Here is a 19,630-nt window from a genome sequence, read left to right as displayed (position 1 = left end):
CGACCGAATCACAGCGAGCGTTCAGGTGCGGGGCGGGGCCGCTAGCGTGGGGCGATGACCGCCCGCCGCCGCCGCGTCACCGCGGCCGTCGTGCTCGCGGTGTACCTCACCTGTCTGGTCGTCGCCCTCGGGGCCGTGACCGACGTGGCCCTCGTCGCGACCTTCGCCCGGGCGGCGGCCTCCACGATCGTCGGCGCGGCCCGATCGGCGGGGCTGCTGACGTTGTCGGACGGGTTCGTCCAGGCCCTGGCCGTGAGCGCCGCCGTCGTGCCGGTGCTGCCCGTGGTGGCTCTGGCCGCGCCGCGGCGTCATCGTGGCACGGCAGGTGCCGTGGCCGTCGGGGCTGTCGTGGTCGCGAGCGTTCTCGTGGCCCTCACCACGAGTCCGGACGCCGCGGTGACCTCAGGAGACGCGGGCGCGACGGGCGGACGCCTCGCGTCGCTGCTGTGGGCGGCTGCGGTCGGGCTGGCGCTCGGGCTGCTCGTGGCGCGTGCGGCGGTCGTCGTCGGGTCGCCGACGCCGGTCGGCACCCCGGAGCGCAGGGTGCGGGCGGGGGCGATCGCGGCAGCCGTGGTCTACGCCCTCGTGCTGGCGTCGATCGCCTTCACGGCCCGGCCGGTCGACGAGGGGTTCGGTCCGACGCTGCAGCGCGGGCTCGACGTGCTGCACGGGATCGGCGTGCCGGTGTGGGTGGACTACTCGACGGTCGAGTTCACGGCCAACATCGCCCTGTTCGTGCCGTTGGGCGTGGTGGTCGTGTTGCTCGTCGGCCTCGACCGCTGGTGGTGGGGCGCCGTGGCCGGCCTCGTGGCGAGTTCGACGATCGAGCTCGGCCAGCTGGTCTTCTTGCCCGGCCGCTTCGCCTCGGCCGACGACGTGCTGGCCAACACGACCGGGGCCGTCATCGGGGCCCTGGTCGGGGTCGTGGTGCTCGACGTGGTACATCGGCGGGCCGCCTCTCGAGCGTGACGGCGCCGATGGTGTGAAGGACGGCCGTGACGGGTCCGGCAACCACCCGACCGGGGCAGCGGCCAGGTCGACCTGGGCGGAAGGCCCGCGCTCGATCCGAGAGGCCCCCGGCACGCGCGAAGGCCCCGGGCTGATGCCCGGGGCCTTCGTGGTGAGAGCTGGTGTTACGCGTTGCTGCGCGCGCGACGCTGCAGGGTCAGGACGACCATGAGCGCGATGCCGAGCAGGACGGCGCCGGCGGCACCCCAGATGACGAGGGTGGGGACGGTCGAGCCGGTGAAGGCCAGGCCGTTGTTGCCACCGACGGCAGCGGATCCGGCGTCAGCTGCGACGACCGTCAGAGCGGCCGTGGCCACGCGACCCGACGTCTGGCCCGTCGCCGTGAGCGCGTACGTGCCTCGTGCGTTCGCGGGCAGCGTGACGTTGGCCGTGGCGGCACCCGTGGCGGAAGCCGTCTTGGTGATCGACACCGTCTCGATGGCGGCCAGCGTGACGCGGCCTTCGCCGGTCACGGCGATGTTGATGGTCTCGCCCGGTGCGAAGGTGGCACCGGCGAAGTTGACGACGACGACGCTTCCCGCGACAGCGTTGCCGCTGACGGTGACGTTGGTGGAAGGCGCGTAGGCGCTGGCAGCGGTCGGGACGGCGAAAAGCCCCACGACGATGAGCAGAGCAGTGGCGACGAACTTCTTCATGTGTGATCCCCTGAGACGTTGGTTGGCGCCTCTTCAAGTTCCCCCTGCGGAAACTGGACGCTCCCTCAGCTTAGGCGCGATTCACAGTTAATTTTTAGGGATTGTGTTTCGGTCCCGTGAACAGTAGGGGTCGATTCGATGCCGGGAAGCGAAGCTGTCGCGTCCCCGATCGCGTCGCCCCCCAGGAACTCGACGCGCATCATCGACGTTTGTCCTGGTGAGAGCGTCTTTTGGTACTGGATGACCGACAATCCGGAATCAGAGGCCGTCTGCAAGCCGACCTCGGCGCCATCCTCGGCCGCGGTGACGAACACCCCCGCACTGGGGGCATAGATGCTCACGTTCGTGCTGATGTCGCCCGCCCGCGTCCCCAGCTGACCGCCTCCCGTGACGTATTCGGGCAGCGATGTCGCCGCGTCAGCCGGGGCGTTGTTGCTCAGGGTCACGTCGACGACCCAGCTGGGCCTGCCGTCCTGACGGCACACGGCCTGGCCGACCGAGATCTTGGTACCGAGGTAGTAGTCCATCTTCGAGGCGGTGCCGTCGTTGAAGTAGACGCCGAACTTCGGCTGGTCGGCCGTGCTCGTCGGCAGTTCGCCTGCCAGGGTCGTCTCGGCGATCCGGCTCTGCTCGGTGTCGTCGGCACTCCACAAGTAGACGCGACGCTCCTCCCCCGCTCGAGCGAGGCCGGCGAGCAGGGCCGACGCGTCGAGGTTGCCCGAGGAGATGCTCGAGAAGACCGTGGCCGCGGCCCCGGCGAAGAAGTCGTCCTGCTGAGTCGGGTCGGAGTATCGCGAATAGGCGGTGCTGAGGAGGGTCGAGACGACGTTGTCCGACGTCAGCACGTCGCCGGTCGGCAGGGTGACGGGGCCGGTGGCCGTCAGGAGGTAGCTGAGGGCGACCGGGTCGATCGACAGGACACCGTCCACCTCGGTGCCGAATTGCCGCTTCCACATCTCGCGGGCCAGCTGCGCGCTGAGCGGGAACTGCGGGGTGAGGTTGACGTCCTGGATGTACTGACCCGTGATGGCTCCGTAGAGCCCCCGCGTCTCGACCGGCAGGGGCAGCACCGGAGCATCCGCTCGGGGGAAGTCACCCGACGACGCCTGCTGGACCAGCGAGATCTTGCCGCCCTCGACCCGGAGCAAGGCGACGGCCCCGGGGATGCCGCCCGTGGCGCGGAGCTCGGCGTTGTTCTGGAACAGGACGAGATAGTCGCGGGGGCCGTCCGCGCCCAGCATGCCGGGGGCCAGGTCGACCGCGCGAGCCACGACGTCGACCTGGGCGCTGGCGTCGCCCAGGACATCGACGAGCTGATCGACCGCGTCGGCAAGGGGCTCTATCAATCCCTTCCGGTCGATGTTCTCGGCGGACGACAACCCGCCCTTCAAAGACGCATCAGCCGACAGGACGTCCGGTCGGGCCTCCAGAAGGGGCTGAAGGTCGATGCCTGCCCCGTCCGGAGTGAACTGCTTCACATCCAGACGGCCTGCGACATGGACGACGGGCGTGACAGCATCGTCGGTGATGTCGGTCAGGATCGTGGTGACATCTCGAAGAGCAGCCAGGTTGCGCCCGGCCCATGGAAGGGACTCCGCTGCCGCCCATATCGGGTCGTCCGTCAGACCTTCGGCGGCATGGACTTCGTCATGCAGACGCGAGACCGCGGTCTCCGCACCACCGGTGTCAGCCGCAAGCACCGCTGCCTGGGCTTCACGCGCCGCAGTGGCCGCCGAGTTGAGATGGTGGACTGCCAACCCTCCTCTGATGCCGATCCACGCACCTGCGCACACAACAAGGAAGAGGCCTGCCACGAGGACCCAGAGGACGGTCCTTCTCGGCGAGACGTCACGCGATGACACTCGACGCCCTGTCATGTTCACATCTAAGCAGAAGCCCTGCCACTCCCCGTCCGCTCGGGCGAAGAGGCCAAACACCGCTACTTTGATGAAGTATGGGGATGCGACGAACAAGAAAGATTGTAATAGCCGGCGCCGCCGTGGTGGTTGCGGTCGTCGTGGGTGCGGCGGCGGTGCCGTCCGTGCGCCATGAGTACAGACTATGGCGGTCTTGCCTTGCGTCCGAAGGCATCGAAGCCCGAGTCGGTGACGCCCGGCTGGCATCGATCGAGGGTGGCAAACCCCTTCTGGGCGTCATAGGCGATTCGTGGGCACAGGGGGCGGAACTACCGAATCCACTGGACGCCTTTCCCTATGACGTGGGTCTGATGACCGGAATGGACGTGTTGGTCGATGGAAAGCAGGGGACGGGCTTTCTAAATGCCGGACCTTGTAAGGACGACCCCATCCAGCCACGGTTGGCCATCATGCTCGAGACCCGGCCCGACGTCCTCGTGATCGCGCTCGGTCTTAACGATGCGGTCCTTGATGACGAAGACGTCCAAACTGCTGTCGACGACGCCTTCTCCACGATCGATGAGGACCGTCCCCGTCGAGTCATCGTCGTCGCACCGTTCGACCCACCTACGGCTCCCCACGCCCGTGTTCGTGACGTCGGCGCCTACCTCGAGGAGGCGAGTCTCCGATTCGATTTCGAGTACGTGTCCGTCAATGACACGCCTCTGACTTTTCTCGAGGACGGTATCCACCCCGACGAGGCCGGCCGGCAAATAGTCGCCTCTGAAGTCGCGGACGTGATCGGACGACCCGACTGATCGAGACGATCAGAGGAGCCGAGCGGGGTTTCCAACCATTCGCCCATGATCGGGAACGTCGACAAGGACTACGGCGCCCGCACCGATCGCGCTGGAGTCCCCCAATCGGATTCCACCCAACACCAGGGACGCGGCTCCGAAGGCGACTCCGTCGCCGATGACGGGCGACGGGCCACCGTCATGTCGAGACCCGATGCAGACACCTTGCCGAAGCACCACGTCAGCCCCCAGTCGAGCGTCCGCGTTCACGACCAGACCCGTCCCGTGGAAGATGCGGAGGCGCGGACCAACAGTCGTAGCCCACGGTAGCTCGATGCCCCACATCCATTCGACGAGGAATGTGTAGAGGGCTGACACCAATCGCGCTACCGGTCCAGGGCAACGACTCGTGGGTCGCCTCACCGAACCGGCGAGCCGGAACAGCGTGAGAGCCATCTGGATTCTTCGATCGCCCGCGTTGACTTTCCAGTCGACGAGAATGCTCATCATTCACGATCTCTCACGAGGGGGTTCGTGTCGATGCACGACACCCAGCGGTAGTAACTCGGTTATTGAGGTGCATTGCACCTAGGCTCTGACCCTAGCGTCATCGAGATGACGCATCTCGACCGGGCGGATAAGGGCAGGGGACCAACCATCTCGAGCATCAGGTCAGACACGTGTGTCGTCATCACGGTCACCTACAACAGTGCGTCGACGATTGCGGCCTTCCTTACGTCGCTCGAAGCAGAAGGCGACGACATTCTGCGGGTCGTCGTGGTCGACAACGGAAGTTCTGATGACACCACGACCGTGATCCGGCAATTTGTCCGAGATCATCCCCTCGACGTCGTCTTGATCGAGTCGACGAACACGGGCTTTGCCGGTGGTTACGAGGTCGGCAGGAAGGCCCTCACCTCTTCGGAAGCACCCATCTTGTGCCTGAACCCGGACGTGGTACTGCGTCGTGGCACCGTCCGAGGCCTTCTCGAGGCCATTCGCGAGATTCCGAACGTCGGGATAGCGACGACTCCGCTCGTGGGGCTCGACGGTGTCGAGGACAACGCCAGCAGACGATCGCTCCCGAGCCTCGCGTCAGGCTCCCTCTACGGGGTGTTCGGCCGGCTGCTTCCGCGCCAGTGGCGTTACAACGCAGGCACCCGCTCGTCCGTTACTCCCTCCCGCCTTCCCTCCGGTACGGCATACAGCAGAGTCGAGGCGACGACAGGTGCGCTCATGATGCTGAGCCCCTCCTTTCGTGACGGTTCTGGTTCGATCTTCGATTTGGACTACTGGATGTACGGTGAGGACCTGCAACTGTGCCGGGACGCGCAGCGTGATGGCCGTTCGGTCGTCGTCGTCGAGATGGAACCGTCCGTTCATGTGAAGGGCGTTTCCAGCGGTTGGCCTCGGAGCCCCGCGTCACACCGTGCCTTCCACGATGCCATGGCTACGTATTACGAGAAGAATCTGCGAAAGTCTGCCGCTCAGGCGTTACTCGTGATAGGCGCGATTCACATGAGATTCCTGGCGACGTCACTCATCGCGGGCATCGCGCGCCGTTCGACTCAAGTGCGACGCTAATGCCGACCCGCAACTCCTTCGGGCGGGATTCGGTGCTCACCATCGCGGTAATTGTTGCCAGCCTCCTACCCTTTCTCCTGGCACCCCTCCGTGCCCGACTTTTCGGTCCGGACGGTCGCGGAGAATTCGCGTTCTTCCAGTCGAGCTTCACGATCATCGCCGCTGCGTCTGCGCTCGGTTATCGGCATGCCCACTATCAACGGGCCCACCGACAAGCCCGGCCGGGTTCGCTCCTAGGACGATGGGGAATCCTCGCGACGACCGCCGTCGGGATCGTCATCGGTCTGCCCCTCGTCACAGTCGCCTTCCTCCAGGTGGGTGCCCCTGTCGGATACGGCCTGCTGCTGGCCTCGTTCGCAGGTCCGCTCTTCGCCACGACACAACTGGAAGTCGCCGAGGCGCAATGGCAGGGAAACCAAGGCCGGGTGGCTGCTCTGGCGGGCGGACCGCCCGCCGCAGAATTTGTCCTCAATCTCGTTCTCTTCTTCTCACGCTCATTGACGGTCGCGACCGGCATCGTGGTGACCTTGGCTGCCGAAGCGCTCCGCATCGGCACGGCGATCCGTTCCCGGGTCCTGCGGTCGAAAAGGCTCGAGGCGACGGAGTCGCTCGGGGATGACCCGGCGCCCACCGCAGGCGACTCCACGCGATTGCTGAAAGAAGCCGCCGTTCTGGCGCCGGCCCTCTTGGCGCCGCTCCTGGCCTCTAACATCGACGCCGTCATTTACGGCGGTCTGGCGTCGACGGCACTGCTCGGCTTCTACGCAGTCAGTAAGATCGCCACCTCCGTGCTGATCCTGGCGGCGACGACGCTCGAAGGACGATTTCTGCGCCTTGCTCACTCTCGCGGCGTCCTGTGGTCCTCGTCCGTTGCCGTCTCGCTGCTCTTGACACTGGGCGCCCTCGGTACCGGCGTCGGCCACCTCGTGGTTCCAGTACTTTTCGGTGAGGCCTTCCGCCCTTCCGGTTCAGCGCTGCCCGTCACAGCGTTGGCTGGCGTATTCGGAGGCTTGTTCGTCCTACTGAGTGCCCGAGCAGCGCGAGAGGGCAGAGGGAAGAGCGCCCTGCACGCGGCCATGGCATGTTTTGCGGTCGTCGGGCTCGGATGCCTGTCCGTGTCCACGGGCACGTCGGTGACTCCGACGACGATGGCTCTGCCCCTGGTCGCCGCGTACGCGGTCGCCTGCTTTTCCCTGATCGTCGTCCTCATACGAAACGAGAAAACTCCTTGACGAGTACAGACAAGACCGACGCGCACAGCTCCATGACCGGAGTTGCCCGCAAGAGACAGCTCGTGGGCTGGTATCTGCGAAAGGGCTTGCGGCCCGCCATTCGGGGTGTGCTGAACTCGTGGAGGCTGGGATCCGTCCGGCTTCCCTTCTTTCTGGGCCGGGGAACGGACATCTCGTACTGGAACAAGATTCAGGTCGGGCGCCTGTGCTTCGTCGGCAACAACTTCACGATCCTCGCGTTGTCCAAGAACGGCATCAAGCTCGGGGATCGAGTCACACTTCGTGAGAACGGATGGATTCAATGCTCATCCCACCCGTCCAATCCCGGTGACGGCCTCTCCATCGGGTCCCACACGTACGTCGGGCCATCGGTCATCCTCGGCGTCGGTGGGCCCATCGAGATCGGCGCTCGGTGTCAGATCGGCGCGCGCGTGACGATGGTCGCTGAGAACCACGCACGCGATGCCCACGGCACAGCCGATGACAAAGACGTCGTCCGACGTGGAATCAAGATCGGCGACAAGTGCTGGCTGGGTCATGGAGTGACCATCTTGGACGGCGTCGAGCTCGGAGCCGGATGCGTGGTGGGGGCCGGTTCCGTCGTGACGAAGAGCTATCCGGCAGGTTCGACCATCGTCGGTGTGCCTGGACGGCTCATCTGAGGACAGTCTCCGATGCAGCTACGTAGGCATCGGCGACATGCGCTGTCACACTCGCCCACGTGTGCGGGTAAGCGACCGCTTCGGGTCCTGTTAAAGAAGTGGCGAGGTGAACGGCCCGCTCGAGCAAGTCGACGAGATCGTCGTTTTCCGCGGTCGAGACACTGGCCGGAATCCAGTCAGAAGTGTGACCTGTCCCGGACGAGACGACGTAACAGCCCAGGTGGGCCGCCTCGAGCTCGACCAGGCTCTGGACCTCGACCCAGGACGCGTTCGCCAAGACCTTCGACCGGCCCATCAACTCGAGCACTTCCTCGGACGACTTCGGACCTGTCCATGTGATTGTCGGCGATTGCTCCACCGCCGCACGAAAGGCCATCCCGAACGGGCTCTCATGAGCATGGAGTGGCCCGACGACAGTGATGTCAACGCCCCGCGCCGCCGCCAGGCGAACTAGATCGAGAGTCCGTTTCCGAGGTTCCACTCGGCCCACCACGATCAGGTCAATGTCTCGGCTCAGCCACGGCTGACCTTCCGGCCGAGACGTGTCGAACGGCGAACCGTTGGGGACAAGAGCCGAATTCTGACCCTTCCATCCCGTGTCACGCGACAGTGACCGGCCCTCTCCGGGTGCGAGGAGGAAAACGGAATAAGCGTCATCTAACGCCCGTCCGACGTCAGACCAAACACGAGACACTCGTCTCAGCTGTCCAAGCATCGTCCGCAGCACCACGAACGCGTCGCGTGTGCTCGATCTCTGCTTGAGCGAACGGACACAGGTGGCGGCCCACTCGCGACCACTCTCGGAAAGCAGTCGTCCGACCAGGCTTCGGGCGCCGAGCCCACGTTCGGCCGAACGCATGCGCCGGACGGCGGCTAGGTCATGGTGAATCGGGCTGACGATCATGGGTCGGCCGCGTGCCGCTGACGTGGCCAGGACGAAGTCGAAGGGCCTGTCTACATTCACCACGTGCACCAGTGCATCATCGCGCAGAGCCATCGTCGGGTGGAACGGCACGATCCGCACGTCGAACATCTCTGTCGGTAGATGTTTTCTGTATTGGTCGACCTGAATCATGTCGCCTCCGCCCTTCGTTAGCGCGTCGGAACGGACGATCATGTCAACTGAGATCATTCAAACCACCTCGTTCTTCGACGCCCGGCCAGTGCCTTTTAGCACCGCCGGGGACCTCGACTTCATCGCTGTCTCATTCTTAGATCTCGGACCGCCGGCAAGAGCGAAGAGCATCCAGACGACGACCATGGGTCGCAGTGCAAATAGGAGGTCGATGAACATCGAGCCGACCAGGAGGCTGACGATTGCCGCCGCGAACCAGACCGGAACACCCTGCAGCCACTTCCTCACCAGCAGACCCCAGGCAACGATGCCGAGCAGACCGGTCTCGAAGAAGATGCGCAAGAGAGCACCGTCGACGGACGGACCGGGAAAAGACGGACCGAGACCGAAGACGACGTGCACAGGATCAGCCGTCGTCTCTCGAAGGAGCAATTGCCACCGGAAGAAGCGTACGGCGCTGCTCGCATCCGCTGAAGCCGTGGCATTGAGGATGCTCTCCCCGATGCCGTCGTAGGCGATCAACGCATATTCGTCACTTGTCTGCACGTGCGGTGTCCGCGCCACGACCGACGATGCCGATGTCCAACTCGAGCTAAGGGACGTACTCTGAGCGCGGGCGAGGGCTGGCTGCACGAGCGTGGCGTTGAGAGTAGGACCGGCGACGACGGCACCCACGACGAGGACCATGCACGTCACCACCGAAAGAGGATGTGGCCCGTTCGACCTGCCAATGCGAGCCGGAGGTCCCTGCCCGCCCTCGGTTGCGCGACGAACCGAGAACCGGATGATCAGGAGCGCGATCACCACGGCGATCAGTGACACGCGAGATTGCGACATGAGCACGGACGCGAGAGAACACAGCACGAGAACGTGGCGACGGTGCGCGAACCAGTAACACGCCAACAACGCGGAGATCGCCCCGAGCTCATAGGGGCCGGCGGTGAGGCCCGCCCCCCTCTGGTTGCTGAACTTTGAAAAGCCGATGGACACGTCGCCCAGGTATTGGAGTGCGGCGACACCGGTGTTCAGGACGGTGACGAGTGCCAGGCAGAACTGGACGTAAGACACGACCCGAGATCGATCGCGCCACAAGACGATGGCGAGTGCGGGGTAGACCACCCAGTATTCGACGGGCCGAAGGGCGTAGAGAAGCGACGGAAGGGGCTGAACCGCTCCGAGCGCTGTGGCCACCCCCACAGCGATAAGTGCAACGACGAGAACGAGCCCGATCCCGGGACGGATGAGACGGTGCTCGCGGACACTCTTCCAATTCTTAAGCGCGAAGATACCGAGAAAGAGGAGAACGAAATCCTCGAGTCGCAAGGATGCGCCACCGACGCCCACGAGCTCCACCCGCGGGCCGACGAGCAACCACGTGAGTGCGACAACGACGGCAACGGCGCCGGACCTGGAGGTCGGTCCCGGGCTCTGTGCAACGGCCATCAGTGGGCGTCTCGACCCGGCGCAAGAACTGCACGAACTGTCCGCCAGAGGATAACGAGGTCGCCCGTGATCGACCAGTTCTCGACGTAATAGAGGTCGAGTCGAATGGCGTCCTCCCACCCAAGGGACGACCGACCGCCGACCTGCCAGAGGCCGCTCATGCCTGGCTTCAACAAAAGCCGGCGGCGCGCTGCATCGTCGTAGAGCGCCACCTCGCCGTCGCGCTGGGGGCGAGGGCCGACCAGGCTCATCGACCCGAGGAGGACGTTGAACAGCTGAGGGAACTCGTCCAATGAATGCTTGCGCAGCACATGTCCTATCGACGTCACACGAGGGTCGTCCTTCACCTTGAAGAGTGGCGTGTCGCTCGAGCCCTGGGCAGCCAGGAGGGAAGCAAGTTCGGCATCGGCATCGACACGCATGGACCGGAACTTCAGCATGTCGAAGTGCTCTCCGTTCAGCCCGACCCGTTCCTGCCGGTAGAAGACGGGCCCCCGGCTCGTCAGCTTCACGACCAAAGCGAGCACGACCAGAACCGGAGACAGCACGATGACCAACGCCCCAGATCCCAGGATGTCGAATGCGCGCTTCGTGAAGAGCTTGCTGCCGGCGTAGCGAGGGGTCTCGACGTGGATGAGGGGAAGCCCGGCGACAGGTCGTGTGTGGATGCGGGGTCCTCCGACGTCGGTGAGGCTAGGAGCGACGATCAAGTGACGCTGACCGGCCTCGAGCCCCCAGCTGAGGGTCTTGATCTCCTGAGGGCCCAGTTGTTCAGATCCCGTGATGACGACGGTGTCCGCCGCGGCGGAGTCGAGAGATGACAGCGCGTCGGACACATCCCCGAGGATGGGGATCGACGTCCCGGGCAGCATGGTTCCGACGGCACCCGACGTGACACACGCACCGACGACGAAGTAGCCCTCTTCGGGATGACGCGCGAGTTCGCGAGCGATGTGGAGGGCGGTCGTCGGCGAGCCCACCAGGACCACCCGCGCGGAATACGCGCCGCTCTGCCTCTTCAACGACAACCACTGGCGCCACATCCACCGCGAGAGCATCAACACGACGATGCCGAGGGGAAGAGCGATCAGGATGTAGCCCCGCGCGATGTCGATCTTCAACAGGTACGACACCACGGCGACCAGCCCGAAGAGTCGGGCCGTACTGTCGGCGATGGCTCGGTACTCTGCGGTCCCGCCCCCGAGAACCCGGTAATCCCGGGTGTCGAACAGCCTCAACATGACCATCCAGGCCACGATGAGGGCGATCGAGAAGCCGTAGTAGCTGAACCGCAACTCGTTGAGCCTGCCGGAGAACGCGACATTGTTCGCATCGAGTCCGAAGTAGGCGATCTGGACTCCGAAGACGACCCAGACGAGGACGAGCAGATCGGTGATGGCGAGCCGACGCGCGTACACACGGCTCCAGTCGAACGGCACGACCGCAGCCGAGGGCTCGCGTGTGGTCACCACGTCACACCGCCATCCGTCGAGACCCACGACCGGTCGGCCGACGAGAGCCAGATGACGTCTCCCACCCGGGTGACCGCGATGGCGACGGTTCCGTCGGCGCCCGAGACGCAACCCACGCGAGTCGGCTCGACGCCCTCGGACAGGGGCGTGGCGACCGTGGCGACGGCGATGCCGTCGCAGCCCTCGGCGTCTCGCAAGGCGAGGAAGTATCCGGGGACCGCAGGGGTGGCGTCCATAACGCCGGCAACGATGAGCGGCGTCCACCCTGCCGATCCCGACGTCTCGAGGAGGCCGTCGCAGACGACCATCGTCGTGGTGTCTTGCACCAGGACACGCCTCGGTGCGTCGCAGGGAGCAGGTGAGACATCCGTCGCCGAGACGACGGTCGAGGTCGCCTGGTCGAGATACGAAACACCGATGGCGTCCGAGGGGTACTCCTTCCAGAATTCCCCTGCGGTGAACGTGGACCAGTACCCCAGGCCGCAGGTGTCACCGACACCCCCGTACACCGAGGTGCGCTCCGACCCCGCACTCAAGGCCACGACGGTCCTCAGGTCGAAGGGAATGGTCACCGCGTCCCAGGTAGCTCCGCCGTCGGTGGTCCGCTCGACACGCGCCGGGGTTCCCGCGCAGTCGCCGCTCGTCGCCCGCCAGGCTTCCGTCTCGCTGACGGCCGACAGGAACACCTGCGGGGTGCTGTCGCTCCCCGCAGCAGATGACGAGGCAGTCGGAGTGGGCGTCTCGGAGGGCGGCGGGGTAACGACGTCCTTGATTGGCTCCTGCGAGAAGGTCGGGATCGGTCCGGCCTCGGCCTGTGCCCGAGGTTGCGTCGACGAGACGGCTGCGACGATGAGCCCGACGTCGACGAGAACCAGCACACCGAGGAGGGCGAACCACCACACCCCGCGACCACCCCCCATGCTCTCCCCCGCCGACCTCATGCGGCCGGTCCTCCGCCGGCGTCCGAGAAGCGACGATCCGGTGCCCGGAGGGCCGCCACGATCGAGGTGACGGCGTCATCCACGTCCGAGGCCGCCCTCTCGTGGACGTCGACCGATCGACGATACGGGTCGACGACGTCCTCGGCGTCCGGGTCGGTCGCGGGAGGGATCATGCCGCGCTGTCCGGCGACCAGGCGGACCACCTCTGCGGTGTCCCCGGCCGCCTCGAGTTCGGCAAGGCCGAGTGAGTCGGCAAGTCGCGCGAACTGACGCAGCGTGAAGGTGCGCCGAGTCGCCCGGGGCGACAGACGTACGACGGCGGATCGGTGCTCGCGTGAGGCGGTGAGAACGAGATCGGCGCTCTCGGCCAGCTTCTCGGTCAGGTAGGTGGCTTCGTGCCCGTCCGGCACGCCGCCGTGACGTCGCGACTGCTCGGCCGCGAGGTCGTCCATCGGAGCCCCGTCCTGCGCCATCGTTCCCGCGCTCGTCACGACGAACGGCGTGGCCGCACCCAGGAGCCGAGCGGAAAGGAGCTGCTCGGCCAAGGGCGATCGGCAGATGTTGCCCGTGCAGACGACGAGGATCGTGAACGGACGGGCCGAGGTCACTTCGCGGCCTTGCGAGCGGCGCTGCCGACGCGGATGCGTTCCTTCTTCTCCGCTTTCGTGTCGCCATCGTCGTCGATGCCGTAGCCGTACGCTCCCCCGTAACGCCCGTAGCCGTAAGCGTCGGGGCCCTTGGTCGGCATCATCGTCATGACGAAGCCCGCGATGGGAGCGCCGACGCTCTCGAGGGCGCTGACCGCGCCGGCGAGCTGGTTCTTGTGCGTCTTGCCGGCGGACACGACGACGATCGCACCGCTCGCGCTCTTCGAGAGGATGGCAGCGTCCGTCACCGGCAACAAGGGCGGCGCGTCGAAGAGTACGTAGTCGAAACGCATCTCGAGTTCGCGGATCAAGTCGGACATGGCACGGGAGCCGAGCAGTTCGCTCGGGTTCGGCGGGATCTGCCCGGCCGGGAGCACGTGCAGCTGGCCGCGACCCCACGGCTGGGCGACGTCCGACAGCTCGGCGCGACCGATCAGGAGGTCGGTGAGACCGGCCGCATCGTCCAAACCCATGTACTGGCCGAGCTTCGGACGACGCAGGTCGGCGTCGATGACGATCACCTTGGCCCCGGCACTGTCGAGGGCGATGGCCAGGTTGGCCACCGTGGTGCTCTTGCCCTCACTCTGCACCGATGACGTCATGACGAACGTGCGGGCGCGACCCCCGAGGTCGAGGAACTGCAGGTTGGTCCGCAGCGTGCGGAACGATTCGGCACGCGGGCTGCGAGGGTCGGCCTGCACGATGAGCGGACGAGATTGCGCCTTCGGGTCGAACGCGATGCCGCCGACGACAGGCGCCGAGCTGATGCGCTCCACGTCGGCCTCGTTGCGGACGCGGTTGTCGAGAACGTGACGGAGGACGGCGATGCCGATGCCGATCCCGAGTCCGACGAGGAATCCGAGAGCGATGTTGAGCGGCACGTTCGGGCTCACGGGCGACACGGGCACCTGGGCCTCTTGCACACGGGTCAGCTTGACCTGGGACCCACCGCTGTCACCGGTCGACTCGATCTGCTCGACGGCGTTCGTCAGACTTTGCGACGTCGCGTTGGCGATGTCGGCAGCCCTGACCGGGTCGTCCGAGACGGCGTCGATCTGGATCAAGGTCGTGTCGAGCGGCGCACTGGCGGTGATGCTCTCGGCCAGCTCCTCGGCCGTGATGTTGAGACCGAGACTCGAGATGACAGGCAGCAGCACGATCGGCGTCGTGACGAGGCTCGCGTAGGTCTTCACACGCTGCTGGGTGAAGGTGTTCCCCTGGGCCAGGTCGGCGACGCTCCCGCTGGTCTGCGTCGAGACGAAGACCTGCGCCGAGGCGCTGTAGTCCGGGGTCTTGACGAGCGAGTAGGCGGCAGCCGCCCCCACGCCGACCAACACCATGACGACGATGAAGGCCCACCCCTTGCGGAGGACGGTGATGTAGTCGCGAAGCTCCACGGCTGGGTTCCCCTTGCTCGATGTTGCACCCGCCCTGATCCGGGGTACATCTCGGCAATGTTCCCACATGAGCAGGCCTCGTAGGTCCAATGACGCGAGCTAGCGCCAGCCCCTCCGCTGCGGCGCGACGAAGAGTCCCCGGACGATCGCCGAGCGGCCGTAGGCGAACGCCAGCAGGGTGCACACCGCCGTACTCGCCACGAGGTTCACTCCTGACACGGCCAGCGTAGGAAGCGCGAGCAGGTGCGCCGCGATCTCGGACGAGACGATCGCGACGGGCCAGTGCACGAGGTAGAAGACGATCGAATGTCGTCCGACGAAGGCGATGCCACCCGTCACTCGGCTCGAGGGAGCGCGCCGCGCGATACCCGCAGCTCCCACGATGCCCAGGAGAGACAAGGGAAAGAGCCAGAAGCGGAAGGAATCCATGAGACCGGTGACGACGAGCCCCATGGAGACCGCGAGGGTCGTCAAGAGCAGGAACCACGCCCGACCGCGGACCGTCGGCAGGGCGAGTCGGGGGCCGGCTCGACCGCTGACAGCGACACCGACGAGGAAGAACGCGAGCAACTGCCAGAAGTGCTGCCATTCGAAGGCGAGCGGCAGGAGTGACAGGCCGACCGCGACGGCGATCACGGGAACGCTCGGCAACGACCTGAAGAGATATGCCAGGACGAAATAGATCAAGAGGTACCCGAGGAACCAGAGGTGCTCGATGGGGTCGTAGAAGACACGCCCGACCCAGGCCGGGTCGAATCGAAGCCCCACCGTCAGAGAACCCACGAACAGGAAGACCAGCATGAACACCGACCAGACGAGGTACGGGTAGCCGATCCTTCGCAGCTTGCCGACGAGATACGGCCGGGCTCCCTTCTCGAGGGAACGGGGCACGAACAGACCCGAGAGCAGCATCATCGTCGGCATCCGCAGGGGCTCGAACGTCCCTGTCACCACATCGAGGACGGACGATCTCACACCGGTGTCGTTCGCGGCGAAGATGTACGAGTGGAAGACCATCACCAGGAGGATCGAGCAGCCACGCAACAGATCGATCCAGACGGCTCGGCCTGCACCCGCCATCGATCCGGCGCCCTCCCGGGGCCGCGTTCCGGCACTGTCCAGCACTCGACCTCCTCGTCGTAGGTCGATCCTGGCACCTCGGACGAGCCACGGCGGACGTTTCGATCCTCGGGGCGGTGTCGACTCCGCCTGGACGACATGTTGCTCCGCCTCCCGGCGTTTCTCGTGCCCTAGTTTTGGGGGCATGGCGGCCCCCCACATCGACAGCCGAGACGTTCGAACCCGATCCGCGCGCTGGGACCTCGCCTACGCGGCGCTCGCGCTGGGGGCCGTCGTGGTGGGTGCCCGCATCGTCGGCGACCTCATCGCTCGGTCCCCCGGCATTTCCCCGGCGCTCGGCACCGCGGCGAGCTACGTCGTCGTGTGGGTGCCGCTGGTCATCGCCGTCGTCGTCGCCTGCACCGGGCTCGGCCGAGGCGGCGCGCGACGCACGCTCGGTCTCTCGTTCCGATGGACGGACCTCGTCTGGGGACTCGCCGCCGGCATGGGTGCCCGGGGGCTCGACGCCGGCCTCAACCTCGTGTCGACCGGCGACACGGGGCTGGCGCCTCAGCCCACCCTCGACGGCGGCCCCGACCTGGCGACGTCGGTCGTGCTGATCCTGGCCCCGGTGCTCGTCGCTCCCCTCGTCGAGGAGGTCTTCTTCCGCGGGCTGCTCCTGCGGTCACTGGACCGGGCGCTGACGGGTGACACGCGGCTCCTGCGGGTCCTTGCGACCACGAGCGCTGTCATCGTGTCGGCCGCGCTCTTCGCCGTGCTGCACGTCGCGGTCGGGCTGAACGTCGCGCCGACGACGGCCACGATCATCGTCGTCAGCACCTTCGTCTTCGGCCTGATCGTCGGCACCCTCGCGAGCGTGACCGGACGCCTCGGCGGCGCGATCGTCGCGCACGTCGTCTTCAACGGCGTCGCGGTCTGGGCGACCTGGCCGGCCTGACGCCGACCAGGTCGCATCGCCTCACCCGATCAGCTCGTTCGCCGTGCGCAGCACCCGCCCCGAGACGAGCTCCTGCCCCACGCCGACCGCGTCGGACGCCACCGTGAACACGGCCGTCTCGCCCGGCAACAGGGTCACGAGCATCTCGTCCACCGTCGCCGCGGGGTCGACCTTGTCGACGAGCAGCGCCAGGTCGCGCACGAGCGAACCCGCCGTCACCTCGACCCGGTAGCCCGCGCCCGCCGCCACGCCCACGCCCCCGGCAACGCCCGCCCCCGCGGCCAGCACCGTCACCGACGTCGTCAACGCCGCCGCGGCGAGCGCCGAGTCCCGCGGCTCGACCGGGAACCACAGCCCGCGCGCCACCCCGTCCACCGACGCGACGAGCAGCTCCGACTCGGGCGCCCCGAACTCCGCCACCGTCGAGGGCACCCGTACGGTCACCGTGTCGCGAGCCGCCACCGTGAGCGACACCTGCTCCGAGGCGAGGACGCGACCGTCGTACGCGACGCGCCGCAGCGTGAGCGGGCCGACCAGCGCCTCCTCCGTGTCGTTGACCACCACGGCCGCGAGGCCGCCGTCCCGCGGCTGGATCGTCACCAGCCGGTCGGCGAAGGCGTGCCGCATCGCGTAGAGCAGCGGTTTGCGCTGCCCGTCGCCGTCGACCGCGGCCCACGACGTCACCGGCCAGCAGTCGTTGATCTGCCACACCACGGCCCCCCTGCACCGCGGAGCGTGTGACCGGAAGTGCTCGAGCGCCACCTGCACCGCGTTCGCCTGGTTCAGCTGCATCGCCCAGTGCCACGCCTCGATCTCGTTCGGCAGCGGGTAGTGCGCCAGCAGCCCGTCGGTCAGCTTGTCGTTGCCCTGCATCGCCTTCTGGTGCACGATCATGCCGGGCGACTCGGGGGTGAGCGGCTCGTCGTGGATCGCCCGCGTCATCGCCGACCAGGTCGGGGGCCCCTGCCAGCCGAACTCGGCCACGAAGCGCGGCACCACGTCACGGTAGGTGGGGTAGTCCTTGCGGTTCCACTGCTCCCACAGGTGCACCGACCCGTGGTCGGGGTCGCTCTGCGCCACGTCCAGGCTGCCCGACCAAGGGCTGCCCGCCGCGTACGGACGCCCCGGGTCGAGCTCGCCCACCAACGCCGGCAGCAGGTCGAGGTAGTAGCCCAGCCCCCAGGTCGCCCCGTCGAGCCGACGCTCCCAACCCCACTCGTCGTGACCCCAGATGTTCTCGTTGTTGCCCGTCCAGAGCACCAGGCTCGGGTGGGTCATGAGCCGCGTCACGTTGTCGCGCACCTCGGCCTCGACCTCGCCGCGCAGCGGGTCCTCTTCCGCGTAGGCCGCACAGGCGAACAGGAAGTCCTGCCAGGTGAGCATGCCCCGCTCGTCGCACAACTCGTAGAAGTCGTCGGACTCGAAGATGCCGCCACCCCACACCCGCAGCAGGTTCACGTTGCCGAACTCGGCCTGCTCGATGCGCTCCCGGTAGCGGTCACGCCCGATGCGGTGCGGGAGCGCGTCGTCGGGGATCCAGTTCGCCCCCTTGATCCACAGCGGCTCGCCGTTCACCACGACCGTGAAGCTCGTGCCGATCTCGTCGGGGTCGACCTGCACCTCGACGGTCCGGAACCCGATCCGCGACGACCACTCGTCGAGCACGTCGTCCGCCGAGCCCTCGCCGGCCGGCGCTTCGGCGCCCGGCGCGTCGACACCCGAGGAGGCGCGGGTCGCGTCGACCCCGTCGCCGTCACCCCCCGAGGAGGCGCGGCTGGCGTCCCCGCCCGCTCCCCCGGTCACCGAGACCCTCACGTCGGAGAGCGGCTGCCCGCCGTGACCGCGCGGCCACCAGAGCTCGGGGTCGTCGACGACCACCTGCACGACGGTGGAGTCCGCGCCCGGCTCGACCCGCGCCTCCTGCGTGACGTCGCCGACGGTCGCCCGGACCGTCACCGGCCCGGCCGCCGCCCCGGCGCGCTCGAGGTCGACGTGCACGTCGACGACGCCCCGCGCCCCGTCGACCGTGACGACCGGTCGCACCGCCGCCAGCCGGACCGACGACCACGACTCGAGCGTCACGGGCTTCCAGATGCCCGAGGTCGCCGTGTCGAGACCCCAGTCCCAGCCGAAGCTGCACGCCATCTTGCGGATCGCGTTGTAGGGGTGGTGGTTCACGTGCGGTCGGTAGCCGAGCGCCAGGCTCTGCGCATCGGCGTAGGCCACCGGCGAGCCGAACCGCACCTCGAGGTCGTTCGACCCCTCGCGCAGCCGGTCGTCGACCGCGATGCGGTAGGTGCGGTGCTGGTTGCGCGTCTCGGCCACCACCTCGCCGTTGAGCAGCACGGTGGCCACCGTGTCGAGGCCCGCGAACACCAGCTCGTGGCGGTCGTGCCCGTCGGGCTGCCAGTCGAAGGACGACGTGTACGACCAGTCGGCCTGCCCGATCCAGGTGAGCAGGTGCTCGTTCGCGTCGAGGTACGGGTCGACGATCAGGCCGACCGCCAGCAGGTCGGTGTGCACCGTGCCCGGGACGGTGGCGGGCACGTCGACGGCCGCGATCTCGGGAGGCACGGGGCCGGCGGTGCTGCGCAGGCTCCAGCCGGTGTGCAGGGTGCGGGCGGTGCGCTGCGTCGCGCGGGTCGTGACGACGGTGGCCGTGGTGGTGGTCTCGGTGGTGCTCATGTCGCTCCCAGCGATCGAGGGTGTGGCGTGGAGTCGGGCCCGCCCCACCATGAACCCGGTTTCGAACGAAACACCCGAAAGCAACGGGGTGCAGGGTTCGAAACCGGGTTCATGGCCGGGTGGGTGTGAGGTGTGCAGGTGCGGGCTGTTCAGGTGCA

General features: G+C 67.0%; 16 protein-coding genes. 6 read left to right on the top strand and 10 right to left on the bottom strand.

Annotated features, from left to right (window positions below):
- The first annotated feature begins 54 nt into the window (after positions 1–54).
- On the top strand, positions 55–969 hold the full coding sequence (locus IFT88_RS07935; protein ID WP_192119875.1) for a VanZ family protein: 915 nt from the start codon (positions 55–57) through the stop codon (positions 967–969).
- A 164-nt stretch (positions 970–1,133) separates the two neighbouring features.
- On the opposite strand, the gene IFT88_RS07930 is transcribed toward IFT88_RS07935, so the two are convergent.
- Both IFT88_RS07930 and IFT88_RS07925 read right to left on the bottom strand, forming a co-directional pair.
- The gene (locus tag IFT88_RS07930; RefSeq protein ID WP_192119873.1) at positions 1,134–1,664 is read right to left on the bottom strand and encodes a sortase; all 531 of its coding nucleotides are present in this window, start codon (positions 1,662–1,664) and stop codon (positions 1,134–1,136) included.
- 65 nt (positions 1,665–1,729) lie between these two features.
- Positions 1,730–3,637 (bottom strand): DUF4012 domain-containing protein, encoded by a 1,908-nt coding sequence (locus tag IFT88_RS07925; RefSeq protein ID WP_192119871.1) that lies wholly within the window; start codon positions 3,635–3,637, stop codon positions 1,730–1,732.
- Between IFT88_RS07925 and IFT88_RS07920 the strand changes: the two genes are divergently transcribed.
- The 4 genes from IFT88_RS07920 to IFT88_RS07900 all read left to right on the top strand — a co-directional run bounded on the left by IFT88_RS07920 (position 3,625) and on the right by IFT88_RS07900 (position 7,795).
- Complete coding sequence (locus IFT88_RS07920) at positions 3,625–4,338, top strand: SGNH/GDSL hydrolase family protein (protein WP_192119869.1); 714 nt, start codon at positions 3,625–3,627, stop codon at positions 4,336–4,338. The two genes, IFT88_RS07925 and IFT88_RS07920, sit on opposite strands and share 13 nt — an antisense overlap.
- A gap of 594 nt (positions 4,339–4,932) precedes the next feature.
- Positions 4,933–5,901, top strand: a complete 969-nt coding sequence (locus IFT88_RS07910) for a glycosyltransferase (protein ID WP_192119865.1) — start codon at positions 4,933–4,935, stop codon at positions 5,899–5,901.
- Positions 5,901–7,133 carry a hypothetical protein gene (locus IFT88_RS07905; protein WP_192119863.1) on the top strand — a complete coding sequence of 411 codons (1,233 nt, stop codon included), beginning with the start codon at positions 5,901–5,903 and terminating at the stop codon, positions 7,131–7,133. The genes IFT88_RS07910 and IFT88_RS07905 overlap by 1 nt, the downstream gene beginning before the upstream one ends.
- A complete protein-coding gene (locus IFT88_RS07900; protein ID WP_171007314.1) occupies positions 7,130–7,795 on the top strand; it encodes an acyltransferase in 666 nt (221 codons plus the stop codon). The genes IFT88_RS07905 and IFT88_RS07900 overlap by 4 nt, the downstream gene beginning before the upstream one ends.
- Here IFT88_RS07900 and IFT88_RS07895 read toward each other — a convergent pair.
- The 7 genes from IFT88_RS07895 to IFT88_RS07865 all read right to left on the bottom strand — a co-directional run bounded on the left by IFT88_RS07895 (position 7,788) and on the right by IFT88_RS07865 (position 15,850).
- Positions 7,788–8,927 (bottom strand): glycosyltransferase, encoded by a 1,140-nt coding sequence (locus tag IFT88_RS07895; protein ID WP_192119862.1) that lies wholly within the window; start codon positions 8,925–8,927, stop codon positions 7,788–7,790. The two genes, IFT88_RS07900 and IFT88_RS07895, sit on opposite strands and share 8 nt — an antisense overlap.
- Complete coding sequence (locus tag IFT88_RS07890; RefSeq protein WP_192119860.1) at positions 8,928–10,313, bottom strand: hypothetical protein; 1,386 nt, start codon at positions 10,311–10,313, stop codon at positions 8,928–8,930.
- Positions 10,313–11,785, bottom strand: a complete 1,473-nt coding sequence (locus tag IFT88_RS07885) for an exopolysaccharide biosynthesis polyprenyl glycosylphosphotransferase (RefSeq protein ID WP_192119858.1) — start codon at positions 11,783–11,785, stop codon at positions 10,313–10,315. Before IFT88_RS07885 ends, IFT88_RS07890 begins: the two co-directional genes overlap by 1 nt.
- The gene (locus IFT88_RS07880) at positions 11,779–12,726 is read right to left on the bottom strand and encodes a hypothetical protein (RefSeq protein ID WP_192119856.1); all 948 of its coding nucleotides are present in this window, start codon (positions 12,724–12,726) and stop codon (positions 11,779–11,781) included. Before IFT88_RS07880 ends, IFT88_RS07885 begins: the two co-directional genes overlap by 7 nt.
- The gene (locus tag IFT88_RS07875; RefSeq protein WP_342212104.1) at positions 12,723–13,334 is read right to left on the bottom strand and encodes an arsenate reductase/protein-tyrosine-phosphatase family protein; all 612 of its coding nucleotides are present in this window, start codon (positions 13,332–13,334) and stop codon (positions 12,723–12,725) included. The genes IFT88_RS07880 and IFT88_RS07875 overlap by 4 nt, the downstream gene beginning before the upstream one ends.
- Positions 13,331–14,770: a polysaccharide biosynthesis tyrosine autokinase gene (locus tag IFT88_RS07870; RefSeq protein ID WP_192119854.1), complete on the bottom strand. Its 1,440-nt coding sequence runs from the start codon at positions 14,768–14,770 to the stop codon at positions 13,331–13,333. Before IFT88_RS07870 ends, IFT88_RS07875 begins: the two co-directional genes overlap by 4 nt.
- Positions 14,771–14,869: 99 nt before the next feature.
- A complete protein-coding gene (locus IFT88_RS07865) occupies positions 14,870–15,850 on the bottom strand; it encodes an acyltransferase family protein (RefSeq protein WP_192119852.1) in 981 nt (326 codons plus the stop codon).
- A gap of 184 nt (positions 15,851–16,034) precedes the next feature.
- On the opposite strand from IFT88_RS07865, the gene IFT88_RS07860 reads away from it, so the two are divergent.
- The gene (locus tag IFT88_RS07860) at positions 16,035–16,787 is read left to right on the top strand and encodes a CPBP family intramembrane glutamic endopeptidase (protein WP_192119850.1); all 753 of its coding nucleotides are present in this window, start codon (positions 16,035–16,037) and stop codon (positions 16,785–16,787) included.
- Between the two features lie 21 nt (positions 16,788–16,808).
- On the opposite strand, the gene IFT88_RS07855 is transcribed toward IFT88_RS07860, so the two are convergent.
- Positions 16,809–19,472: a glycoside hydrolase family 2 protein gene (locus tag IFT88_RS07855; protein WP_192119848.1), complete on the bottom strand. Its 2,664-nt coding sequence runs from the start codon at positions 19,470–19,472 to the stop codon at positions 16,809–16,811.
- Between the last annotated feature and the right edge of the window lie 158 nt (positions 19,473–19,630).

This window comes from Frigoribacterium sp. CFBP 8751, assembly GCF_014841545.1.
GTDB lineage: Bacteria > Actinomycetota > Actinomycetes > Actinomycetales > Microbacteriaceae > Frigoribacterium.
This window is presented reverse-complemented; position numbering and strand designations above follow the sequence as displayed.